Annotated in this window: 12 protein-coding genes; 5 read left to right on the forward strand and 7 right to left on the reverse strand. The window is 69.6% G+C overall.

Annotated elements, in window-relative coordinates; genetic code table 11:
- Window positions 1-53: 53 nt before the first annotated feature.
- Together WFQ67_RS12795 and WFQ67_RS12800 are read right to left on the reverse strand one after the other, a co-directional pair.
- The gene (locus WFQ67_RS12795) at window positions 54-686 is read right to left on the reverse strand and encodes a hypothetical protein (RefSeq protein ID WP_337057063.1); all 633 of its coding nucleotides are present in this window, start codon (window positions 684-686) and stop codon (window positions 54-56) included.
- 91 nt (window positions 687-777) lie between these two features.
- On the reverse strand, window positions 778-1,542 hold the full coding sequence (locus WFQ67_RS12800) for a DUF2092 domain-containing protein (RefSeq protein ID WP_337057064.1): 765 nt from the start codon (window positions 1,540-1,542) through the stop codon (window positions 778-780).
- 124 nt (window positions 1,543-1,666) lie between these two features.
- On the opposite strand from WFQ67_RS12800, the gene WFQ67_RS12805 reads away from it, so the two are divergent.
- A complete protein-coding gene (locus tag WFQ67_RS12805; protein ID WP_337057065.1) occupies window positions 1,667-2,563 on the forward strand; it encodes an alpha/beta fold hydrolase in 897 nt (298 codons plus the stop codon).
- Window positions 2,564-2,636: 73 nt separating this feature from the next.
- The gene (locus tag WFQ67_RS12810) at window positions 2,637-3,233 is read left to right on the forward strand and encodes a chalcone isomerase family protein (RefSeq protein WP_337057066.1); all 597 of its coding nucleotides are present in this window, start codon (window positions 2,637-2,639) and stop codon (window positions 3,231-3,233) included.
- A gap of 7 nt (window positions 3,234-3,240) precedes the next feature.
- Here the strand turns inward: WFQ67_RS12810 and WFQ67_RS12815 are convergent, their stop codons facing one another.
- Genes WFQ67_RS12815 through WFQ67_RS12830 form a run of 4 tightly spaced genes read right to left on the reverse strand, consistent with a single transcriptional unit; the run spans window position 3,241 to window position 5,629 of the window.
- Window positions 3,241-3,705, reverse strand: coding sequence for a DoxX family protein (locus WFQ67_RS12815; protein ID WP_213625285.1), 465 nt, complete (start codon window positions 3,703-3,705; stop codon window positions 3,241-3,243).
- Window positions 3,706-3,718: 13 nt separating this feature from the next.
- The gene (locus tag WFQ67_RS12820) at window positions 3,719-4,504 is read right to left on the reverse strand and encodes a DNA-binding domain-containing protein (RefSeq protein WP_337057068.1); all 786 of its coding nucleotides are present in this window, start codon (window positions 4,502-4,504) and stop codon (window positions 3,719-3,721) included.
- Window positions 4,501-5,340: an MNIO family bufferin maturase gene (gene bufB, locus WFQ67_RS12825; RefSeq protein ID WP_337057069.1), complete on the reverse strand. Its 840-nt coding sequence runs from the start codon at window positions 5,338-5,340 to the stop codon at window positions 4,501-4,503. The genes WFQ67_RS12820 and bufB overlap by 4 nt, the downstream gene beginning before the upstream one ends.
- A gap of 16 nt (window positions 5,341-5,356) precedes the next feature.
- Window positions 5,357-5,629, reverse strand: a complete 273-nt coding sequence (locus WFQ67_RS12830; RefSeq protein ID WP_021217973.1) for a BufA1 family periplasmic bufferin-type metallophore — start codon at window positions 5,627-5,629, stop codon at window positions 5,357-5,359.
- Between the two features lie 202 nt (window positions 5,630-5,831).
- Between WFQ67_RS12830 and WFQ67_RS12835 the strand changes: the two genes are divergently transcribed.
- The 3 genes from WFQ67_RS12835 to WFQ67_RS12845 all read left to right on the forward strand — a co-directional run bounded on the left by WFQ67_RS12835 (window position 5,832) and on the right by WFQ67_RS12845 (window position 7,721).
- Window positions 5,832-6,398 carry a sigma-70 family RNA polymerase sigma factor gene (locus WFQ67_RS12835; RefSeq protein WP_173180247.1) on the forward strand — a complete coding sequence of 189 codons (567 nt, stop codon included), beginning with the start codon at window positions 5,832-5,834 and terminating at the stop codon, window positions 6,396-6,398.
- A complete protein-coding gene (locus WFQ67_RS12840; RefSeq protein WP_337057070.1) occupies window positions 6,395-7,036 on the forward strand; it encodes a DUF1109 domain-containing protein in 642 nt (213 codons plus the stop codon). The genes WFQ67_RS12835 and WFQ67_RS12840 overlap by 4 nt, the downstream gene beginning before the upstream one ends.
- Before the next feature lie 82 nt (window positions 7,037-7,118).
- Complete coding sequence (locus WFQ67_RS12845; protein ID WP_337057071.1) at window positions 7,119-7,721, forward strand: flavin reductase family protein; 603 nt, start codon at window positions 7,119-7,121, stop codon at window positions 7,719-7,721.
- 171 nt (window positions 7,722-7,892) lie between these two features.
- On the opposite strand, the gene WFQ67_RS12850 is transcribed toward WFQ67_RS12845, so the two are convergent.
- The gene (locus WFQ67_RS12850; protein WP_337057073.1) at window positions 7,893-9,485 is read right to left on the reverse strand and encodes a malate:quinone oxidoreductase; all 1,593 of its coding nucleotides are present in this window, start codon (window positions 9,483-9,485) and stop codon (window positions 7,893-7,895) included.
- Window positions 9,486-9,859: the final 374 nt, after the last annotated feature.

Genomic DNA, 9,859 nt, shown 5'->3' on the forward strand with positions numbered 1-9,859 from the left:
AGCCCAACGCAGCGATGTGGGTCCAGTCCACCCCTCCTGTGGAGTGCCGAACCTTAAAGCGGCTCCCCAGCCGAGCTGCCCGCAATCTCTTCGATCATCGCCTTGACCGCCGCCTCGCTGTCCACCGATGCGGGCGCGGAGACGCGGAACTTGAGCATGTTCTCGCCCAGTTCGAAGAGGTAGAGCGAGGAGCGGATGGGCTGTACCTCGCCGGCGAAGGGTTCGACGAACGCGAAGTCCGCACGCAGGCCGGTGATCGTCCGGCCCCTGTAGGCCAGGGTCGCGGGCTGTTCGCTCACCAGCTTGCCGTTCTCATGGAAGGCGAGGATTTCCGCCTTCTGTTGCCTCAGGTGATCGAGTGCCAGTTGGCGCCTGGCTGTGGCGATCACGTCCGCCGGCGAGCCGAACGAGGTGACCTGCGGCGCCGGGTAGACATAGGCGCTGAGGATGACGGGCTGGGCGATCAGCTCGGAGTTGTAGGCGACCATGATGTGCCGGGCCTGCTCGTCGAAGCGCAGGATCTGGGCACGGAGGAAGATGCCGGAGGTGGTCGGGAAGACGATACCGGTGCCGTCGTGCCGGTAGGGGCCGGCGGCCGGGATGTCCTGGGGCTGGAACTGGCTGCTCTGGTCGGTCTGGCAGCCCGACAGGCCGAGGGTCAGCAGCAGGGCGATCAGGTATTTCAATGGGACGCTCCTTGTCGGGACGCCTCGGCGGGAGGGCGTCGGGCGGCAGAAATTACCGTTTGGCCTGCGGGCTGTCCATGGCGGGTCGTGCTTATCGCGGCGTGCCGTCCATCCCCGCCTGCAACTCCAGCAACGGCACCGGCTTCGCGCCCTCCGGCGGGGTGAAGACGAAGTCGCCGGGGCCGACCATCGGCAGGGTGTCCCAGCGGTAGGTCACGCTGTGGCGCGGGCGTTCGGGTTGGTCGAGCCGGGTCAGCACCATCTTGCAGGGCAGGGGCTCGTCGCCCTGGCGCAGCCATAGCTGCCAATCGAGGCCGGGCTGGCGGTAGGCGTAGTGCTCGCAGGTCTGGTCGCCGACCTGTTCGCTGCCGATATGCAGGGCGCTGTCGAGGCCGACGCGCTGCGCGGTATCCGGGTGCCACTGGATGAGGTCGGCCAGCGGCAGCTGGATGCCGTAGCGCTCGCCGAGCAGGGCCAGCAGTTCCTCCTGGCTGGTGGGCGCCACGTCACGGCCGAAGTAGCCCTGGCGGCTGTCGTAGAGGGTGAAGTGCTGGCCGTCGTAGAACAGGCTGCGCTGGTACTCGGCGCCCGTCACCTCCACGCGCAGTCGGTCCGGTGCGCTCACCAGCAACCGGGTGCTGGCATGCACCACCAGCGCCTGGCCGTTTTCCAGCAACTGGTCGCTGTCGCTTTCCGCGTCCAGGGCGTACTGCTGCAGGCCGCGCAGGTGTTCGCCCATCTTCACCAGGGCGTCGAGGGCGCCGGGGTCGGGCGCATCCCCATCCGCCGCCCCGGCGTTGCAGGCGATCAGGGTGAAGGCCAGGACTGCGAGCCTGCGTTGGACGGTGCCGGGCATGGCGGGTGACCTCGTCGCGAGCTGGTCGATAGTCCTTAGGTGTGGCAGCCGCCAGGTTGGTTCCAGCGGCGATCGGGCGTTGGCTGGCTAAGCTGTCCCCATCATCGATGCAAGGAGCGGTTTCATGGCGACGAGGACGATCCACAGGGTCGACACGCCCAGCCTCGCGCTGGCCTATGAAGAGCATGGCGCCGGGGACGAGGTGGTGATCCTGCTCCACGGCTTCCCCTACTCGGTACGGGCCTATGACGCCGTGGCGCCGGCCCTGGCGGCGCAAGGGATGCGGGTGCTGGTGCCCTACCTGCGCGGCTACGGCCCCAGCCGGTTTCTCTGCGGCGACACCCCGCGCTCCGGCCAGCAGGCGGCCCTGGGACGTGACCTGCTGGATTTCATGGACGCGCTGGCGATCCCGCGCGCGACGCTGGTGGGCTACGACTGGGGCGGGCGCGCGGCCTGCATCGTCGCCGCGCTCTGGCCGCAGCGGGTGAGGGCGCTGGTGACGGGGGACGGCTACAACATCCAGGACATCGCCGCCTCCGGCACGCCGGCGGCCCCCGAGCAGGAGTTCCGCTACTGGTACCAGTTCTACTTCCACACGCCGCGCGGGCACCTGGGGCTGGAGGCGAACCGCCGTGCACTGTGCCGGCTGCTCTGGCAGCTGTGGTCACCCACCTGGCGCTTCGACGAGACGACCTACGCCGCGACGGCGGAGGCATTCGACAACCCGGACTTCGTCGAGGTGGTGATCCATTCCTATCGCCATCGCTATGGCTACGCCCCGGGCGACCCGGCGCTGGAGTCCATCGAGCGGCAGCTGGCGGCGCAGCCGGCCATCGGCGTACCGAGCCTCTCCCTCTGCGGCCTGGACGACGGCGTCGGCCCGCCACCGGAGCAGGACGAGGACGCCGTGCATTTCACCGGCCCCTACCAGCGCCGGCTGCTGCCCGGCGTCGGCCACAACATCCCCCAGGAGGCGCCGGAGGATGTGGTCGCTGCGGTGCTGGAGCTGTTGCGACGCTAGGTTGGCCGCGAACGGAATATTGCAACCTGGCTTCAGGAGACTGCTCGAATCCACGTCCCAGGAGCAGCCAACCGTGGCCCTCTATTTCTTCTCGCCATGCCGCCTTCTGGTCGCCGCGCTCATCGGCCTGCTGGGCCTGTCGCAGGCCCTGGCCGATACCTGGCACGAGGCCGTGCCCGACGCGCGGCTGGTGGGCAGCGGCGCCTTCAGCGCCTACGGCTTCCACATCTACGACGCCAGGCTGTGGGCCACCGAGGCGGGGCTTGGCGAGGACCGTCCCTTCGCCCTGGAGCTGACCTACCGGCGCTCCATCAGCCGCGAGACCCTGGTGGAGGCCAGCCTCGATGACCTGCAACGGCTCGGTGGCGAGGCGGTGGATGCGGCCAGGCTGAGCGCCTGGCAGGCGGAGATGGAGCGCGCCTTCGTCGATGTCGAGCCCGGCCAGCGCATCACCGGCGTCTACCTGCCCGGTGTCGGTGGGCGCCTCTACGTCGACGGGCGTCCGCCCCACGAGGTTCGCGACCCGCTGTTCGCGCGTACCTTCTTCGGCATCTGGCTGGGTGCCCGCACCCAGGACCCGGAGCTGCGCGAGCAGTTGCTCGGCGGCCTGCGTCCACCCTTCGAGCCGGGCACGGCGGTGGTCTCCGACTGCTGCAGGCTGCAGCCCTAGCGGCCGGTCAGCGCAGGCCCAGGCGGCTGTCCAGCGACCAGGCGCCCGCGCCGCGCCCGACGAGCAGCAGCAGGAGGCCGGCCCAGCTGAGGTGGGTGGACCAGGCGTCGGGGTAGACGAACACCTGGATCACCAGCGTCATGCCCAGCAGCGCCAGTGCCGAGAGGCGGGTGCACAGGCCCAGCACCAGCAGCGACGGGAACAGGTGTTCGGCATAGGTGCCCAGGTGTGCGGCCAGCTCCGGCGGCAGCAGGGGCAGGGCGTATTCGCTGCGGAACAGCTCGTAGGTGCTGTCGGTGATGCTCAGCACCCCCTCCACCTTGGTGCGTCCGGAGAGGAAGAACACCCCGGCGATGCCCAGGCGCGCCACCAGCAACAGCAACGCGTCGGGGAGCAGGGCGTGCAGGCACGCAGCCAGGCTGCGCGGGGCGATGGGGCCGGTCGTGATCGGCTGGGTGTGCGGGGTATCCATGAGGGGGCTCCGGTCAGGTGTCGCACGTGGCGAGCAGGGGCGTGAAGGCGCCGGCCGCCAGCAGGCGGCCGAGCAGGTCGATGAAGTCGAGAGCCGGTTCGGCGGCCAGGGCCAGGCCACTGGCCTCATCCAGCGTCTGGCCCCGGGCGCAGGCGTCGAGGAAGGCGCAGCCTCCCGGGCCCAGTGCCTGCCAGGTCACCTGGCCGCCGCTGCGCCCGAGCAGGGCGCCTTCGCCGCGCCACTCCAGGGTGTCGGGCAGGGGCCGCTCCTCGCGCTGGTGCTGCCAGATGCTGTAGGCCGGCATGTCGGCGCACCAGAACCAGCGCAGTGCCGGTCTCGGCTGCAGGCACAGCTCACCCAGCGCCTCGGGGGCGAGGCCGGCGATGTCGCCGAGCGCGAGCGATGGCCGCTCCGCTGCGGCGAAGACCTCCACCCAGAGGCGGTCCAGCCGCGCCACCTCGCCCAGGTAGGGCAACTCGCGGGCCGGCTCGAAGGCGTCGAGGAAGTCGGCGAAACCCTGGCCGTAGTCCAGCAACTGCACCGAGGTCGGCGGCGATTGGCGTGCGTACAGCGCCGCTGCGGCACCGAACCAGTCGGCGCCCACCAGGCGTTCCACAGCCGGGAAGTTGGCCCGCAGGGCGTCCACGCAGCCCTTCGCCAGGGTGTTGCGGTAGAGGTCGAAACCGGCCTGGCGGGCGAGGTCGGCCACCAGTCGGCTTTCCGCGCTGTCGGGGGCCAGGGGCGTGCCACGGGCCGCCGCGATGAAGGCGTCCTGGAAGGCCCCGAGGGATAGCGTCATGGCCGTTCCCCGTGGCCGTCCAGCACGGCCTGGGCGATGTCGCGCTCGGCCAGCAGCTCGGCGAACGGGGGGATGTGGTCGTCGCGCTCGATCAGGGTCGGGCGTGGGCCGATGCGTTCGATCAGGCGCCGGTAAAGGGCCCACACGGCCTCGTCGATGGGCGCGTCGTGGGAGTCCACCAGCAGCCCGCTACCGCCCCCGTCGTGGCTGTGCCCGGCCAGGTGCAGCTCGAGGATGGCCTCGGCGGGGAAGGCATCCACGTAGCCCGCCGGGTCGAAGTCCAGGTTGTGCGCGCTCACCTGCACGTTGTTCAGGTCCAGCAGCAGCCCGCAGCCGCTGCGCCGGCTGAGTTCGGCGAGGAAGTCGATCTCCGGGTACGGGTGGCCGTCCATGCGCAGGTAGTGGCTGGGGTTCTCGATGGCGATGCGCCGCCCCAGGACGTCCTGGGTACGGGCGATGTTGTCGCTGATGCGGACCAGCGCCGCCTCGGTACGGGGAAAGGGCAGCAGGTCCGGGTTGTAGGCACCGCGCCAGGTTGACCAGGCGAGGTGCTCGGATATCAGGGCCGGCCGTACCCGGTCCGCCAGGGCGCGCAGGCGCCGCAGGTGGGCCGGGTCGGGCGGGCAATCCGCCGCCAGGGACAACGAAACCCCGTGCAGCGAGAGCGGGTGGCGTGCGCCTATGGCCTGCAGCCAGTCCAGGCGGGGGCCGCCGTCGACCCAGTAGTTCTCCGGATGCACTTCGAACCACAAGCCCGTTGCCGTGCAGGCGTGGGCCTGTTCGTAGTGCTCGGGCTTGAGGCCCAGTCCGGCGCCCAGCGGCGCATGGCGTTGCATGGTCGACGGCCGGCGGTCAGGACTTGATCGGGGTCAGCGAGCCCATGCCGTTGGGCGTCTTGATCGAGGTGCAGGTGCCGGCCGGGACGTTCTTCCAGGCGTCGCCCTGGTAGTCCTTCTTCGAGGTGCCCGCGCAGCTGGTGCCGGCGCCGGCCTTGCAATCGTTCTGCCCGGCCATGGCCACGCCGTAGCACTTCTCCATGGCGCCGGGCTTGGCGTCGGCGGCGACGGCACCGCCGGCGAGGGTGGCGAGGGCCAGGGCGGCAGCGGTGAGAGCGATGTTGTTCATGTCGTATCTCCAGTTTCCATTGAGGGTGGCGACCGGCCTTTCACCGGTGGCTCGAGGGGTAATTCGCCGGCACCTCGCCTCCGGTTACAGCCCGCCGAAATTTTTTTGAGATTTTTTTCGCCGCGCCCTAACGTGTGTCGCCCGCAGCGCGGCGGATGCCGACGGCGGGAGAATTTCATCCGGGGTGTAACCAGGGCGGTCGATGAAGCGAACTAGTGATCAAGAGGCACTGGAAGCACGGGAGGCCGGACTGCAGGCGCTGCTGCTCAGGGGGCTTGCGGGCGAGGCAGCTGCGTACCGGGATTTCCTCGGCCAGCTCGGCGCCCACCTGCGGGCCTTCCTGATGCGTCGCCTACGGCAGCCGAGCGATTGCGAGGACCTGGTGCAGGAGGTGCTGCTGGCCGTGCACAACGCCCGCCACACCTACCGTGCCGACCAGCCGGTGACGGCCTGGGTGCAGGCCATCGCACGCTACAAGCTGGCCGACCATTTCCGCGCCCGTGGCCGGCGCGAGGCCTTGCACGACCCGCTGGACGAGGAAGGCCTGTTCGACGAGGCCGACGCGGAGCCGGGCGAGGCCAGTCGTGACCTGGGGCGCTTGCTGGAGCAGCTGCCCGACAAGCAGCGCCTGCCGATCATCCACGTGAAGCTGGAGGGTCTCTCGGTGGAGGAAACCGCCCGGCTCACCGGGCTTTCCAGTTCTGCCGTCAAGGTCGGCATACACCGCGGGCTCAAGGTGCTCGCGGACATGATTCGAGGTAAGCGATGAAGACCGATGACCTGATTGCGATGCTCGCCAGCGGCAACCCGGAGGTGCCCCTGGCCCGCTCGGCCCGGCGTTTCACCCTGGCGCTCGGCTGCGGCCTGGTGGGGGCGCTGGTGCTGATGGCCTGTTTCTTCGGCGTGCGCAAGGACCTGGCCGAGGTGGCCGCCACTCCCCTGTTCTGGGCCAAGGTGGCGCTGCCCATGGTGCTGGCGCTGGGTGCGCTCTGGGCCAGTGGCCGGCTGGCGCGGCCGGGCGTGCCGGTGGGCGTGCGCTGGGCCGCCATCGCGTTGCCCCTGGTGCTGGTCTGGGGGGCGAGCCTGGTGCTGCTGGCGGCGCTGCCCGCCGGGGACAGGCTGGCGGTCGTGCTCGGCAGCACGTGGCGGACCTGCCCGCTGAACATCGCCCTGCTCTCGGTGCCGGCTTTCATCGCGGTGAACTGGGCCCTGCGCGGCCTCGCACCCACCCGGCTGCGCCTCGCCGGGGCCGCCGGCGGCCTGCTCGCCGGGGCACTGGCGACGCTGGTCTACTGCCTGCACTGCCCGGAGATGGCGGTGCCGTTCTGGGGCGTCTGGTACGTGCTGGGCATGGCGCTGCCGACCCTCGCCGGCTGGCTGCTGGGGCCGCGCCTGCTGCGCTGGTGATCCGGCACCGCCGGGCTTGCTCTCCGGCTTCGCCCTGGTGCAGGCTGCGCCGTCCCCTTTCGCAGCCCTCCGGAGCCCTGCCATGTCCGTCGATCACCGCCGTCCCGTTCCGCTGGCCAAGGCCTATCGCCTGATCAACCACGGCCCCACCGTGCTGGTCAGCGCCGCTCATGGCGGCAAGCGCAACGTCATGGCGGCCGCCTGGGCGATGGCCCTGGACTTCGAGCCGCCCAAGGTCTCCGTGGTGCTCGACAAGTCCACCTGGACCCGCCGCCTGCTGGAAGCCTCCGGCAGCTTCGTGCTCAACGTGCCGGCGCGCTGCCAGGTCGACCTGGTGCAGACGGTCGGTTCCAGCTCCGGGCAGACCCTCGACGAGGCGGGGCGCGACAAGTTCGACGCCTATGGCATCGCCACCTTTTCCGGTGAGCAGGTCGAGGCACCGCTGGTGGAGGGCTGCGTGGCCTGGCTGGAATGCCGCCTGCTGCCAGAGCCGCACATCCAGGAACGCTATGACCTGTTCCTCGGCGAGGTGGTGGCCGCCTGGGCCGATTCGCGGGTGTTCAGCGACGGCCGCTGGCATTTCGAGGGGCATGACGACCTGCGCACCCTGCACCATGTGGCGGGTGGGCATTACCTGGTGATCGGCGAAGGCGTCGGCGGGAAGGAGTTGCCGCACAAGGGGTGAGGGCTTCAAGCACCGTAGGGCGGCGAGGTGAAGATACCCGGTGTGGGAGCGGCTTCAGCCGCGAAAGACCTTCAGCAGGCACTTGGCTGCGAATGGCCGGGTAACCCATTCGCGAATGAATTCGCTCCCACAGGGGGAGATACCCCGCCCTGAGCGGGCGGGGCAGTTGCATCACTCGGCGGCTGCGGCCGGGGTGCTTTCTTCCGGCTGGACGGGGATGAAGTCCAGCTGCAGGCGCTCATGGCTCCAGGCGCGGGTGGCGTTGGTCAGCTCGAGGTCATCGTTCAGCTTGCGGCCGTAGGAGGGGATGATCGCCTTCAGGCGGGCCTGCCAGGCGTCGCTCTTCATCTTCTCGGGGAAGGTCTTCTCCAGCACGCTGAGCATGATCGGCGCGGCGGTGGAAGCACCCGGGGATGCGCCCAGCAGCGCGGCGATGGAGCCGTCGGCGGCACTCACCACTTCGGTGCCGAACTGCAGCACGCCGCCTTTCTCGGCGTCCTTCTTGATCACCTGCACGCGCTGGCCGGCCTGGATCAGCTCCCAGTCGGCGTCCTGTGCATCGGGGAAGTACTCGCGCAGGGCGTTCATGCGGTCGTCCTGGTTGAGCATGAGCTGGCCGATCAGGTACTGGCTGAGGTCCATGTTGTCGATGCCGGCGTTGGTCATCGGGCCGATGTTGCCGGTGGTGATGGCGCTAAACATGTCCATGTGCGAGCCGTTCTTGAGGAACTTGGTGGAGAAGGTGGCGAAGGGGCCGAACAGCAGCACCTCCTGGCCATCGACCACGCGGGTGTCCAGGTGCGGCACGGACATGGGCGGCGAGCCGACCGAGGCCTTGCCGTAGAGCTTGGCGTGGTGGCGCGCGACGATGTCCTGGTTGCGGGTCATCAGGAAGGAGCCGCCCACCGGGAAGCCGGCGTAGCCGTCGGCCTCGGGGATGCCGGATTTCTGCAGCAGCTTGAGGGCACCGCCGCCGGCCCCGATGAACACGAAGCGGGCATTGACCGCGCGCTCCTCGCCACCCTTGGCCAGGTCGGCGACCACCACTTTCCAGGTGCCGTCTTCGTTGCGCACGATGTCGCGCACTTCATGGCCGAGGTTGAGCTTGAAGTTGGGCGACTCGGACAGCGAGCCGAACAGCTGGCGGGTGATCTCGCCGAAGTTGACGTCGGTGCCGATGGGCATGCGGGTGGCGGCGATCTTCTGGTCCTGGGCGCGGTTCTCCATCACCAGCGGCACCCACTGGGCGATCTGCGCGTGGTCCTCGCTGTACTGCATGCCGCGGAACAGCGGGCTGTGCTGCAGGGCCGCGTGGCGCTTCTTCAGGTAGGCGACGTTGTCGTCGCCCCAGACGAAGCTCATGTGCGGCACGGTGTTGATGAAGGCGCGGGGGTTCTTCAGCACGCCCTGGTCGATCTGGTAGGCCCAGAACTGCTTGGAGATCTCGAAGGATTCGTTGATCGCCACGGCCTTGCTGATGTCGATGCCGCCGTCGGCGGTCTCGGGGGTGTAGTTCAGCTCGCAGAAGGCGGAGTGGCCGGTGCCGGCGTTGTTCAGGGCGTTGGAGCTTTCCTCGGCGACCTGGTCCAGGCGCTCGAAGGTCTCGATCTTCCAGTCGGGCTCCAGCTCGTGCAGGTAGGTGCCGAGGCTGGCGCTCATGATGCCGCCGCCGATCAGCAGCACGTCCAGGGGTTTCTCGGAGGAGTCGGGCTGGGAGCAGCCCATGACGCTCAGGCACAGGAGCGCCAGCAGTAGTTTCTTCATATACCAACCGTCCAGATTTCGAGCATGGCCTGCCGCCCCGGGGGCACGCGGATCGACGGTTCTCGGCCAGGGTGGCGGGAGTGACGTCTTCCTGGGCTGGCGGCCCTGCATTCTTCGTGGCCGGGGCGTGTGCGGCGCCCCGGTCAGGCGCCTCGGCGCCCTGCATCCGGTAGCTGTTCGCCACCGTGGGCGGCCGATAGAGCAAGGAGCGTGCCCGGTGGCTGCAGGCCAGGCGCCACGCGGGTCCGGCGGCCTGGCGGCGGCATGTAGTGGCGGGAGTCCGCCATTACAGGGGCTGGCCTGGGGGAATCCGGGCGGAATTTCGCCCGGCCGGTCGTGGCCGGGCCCCCCCCCGGGGCGCCGTACGAACGATC

This window comes from Pseudomonas sp. USHLN015 (assembly GCF_037153275.1).
GTDB classification, from domain to species: Bacteria; Pseudomonadota; Gammaproteobacteria; order Pseudomonadales; family Pseudomonadaceae; genus Metapseudomonas; species Metapseudomonas tohonis.

Bases quoted from the DNA above. Each gene is read 5' to 3' on its own strand.
- WFQ67_RS12815 (WP_213625285.1), bottom strand. From the start codon at position 3,705: ATGGATACCCCGCACACCCAGCCGATCACGACCGGCCCCATCGCCCCG.
- WFQ67_RS12805 (WP_337057065.1), top strand. From the start codon at position 1,667: ATGGCGACGAGGACGATCCACAGGGTCGACACGCCCAGCCTCGCGCTG.
- WFQ67_RS12800 (WP_337057064.1), bottom strand. From the start codon at position 1,542: ATGCCCGGCACCGTCCAACGCAGGCTCGCAGTCCTGGCCTTCACCCTG.
- WFQ67_RS12850 (WP_337057073.1), bottom strand. From the start codon at position 9,485: ATGAAGAAACTACTGCTGGCGCTCCTGTGCCTGAGCGTCATGGGCTGC.
- bufB (WP_337057069.1), bottom strand. From the start codon at position 5,340: ATGCAACGCCATGCGCCGCTGGGCGCCGGACTGGGCCTCAAGCCCGAG.
- WFQ67_RS12820 (WP_337057068.1), bottom strand. From the start codon at position 4,504: ATGACGCTATCCCTCGGGGCCTTCCAGGACGCCTTCATCGCGGCGGCC.
- WFQ67_RS12840 (WP_337057070.1), top strand. From the start codon at position 6,395: ATGAAGACCGATGACCTGATTGCGATGCTCGCCAGCGGCAACCCGGAG.
- WFQ67_RS12835 (WP_173180247.1), top strand. From the start codon at position 5,832: ATGAAGCGAACTAGTGATCAAGAGGCACTGGAAGCACGGGAGGCCGGA.
- WFQ67_RS12845 (WP_337057071.1), top strand. From the start codon at position 7,119: ATGTCCGTCGATCACCGCCGTCCCGTTCCGCTGGCCAAGGCCTATCGC.
- WFQ67_RS12830 (WP_021217973.1), bottom strand. From the start codon at position 5,629: ATGAACAACATCGCTCTCACCGCTGCCGCCCTGGCCCTCGCCACCCTC.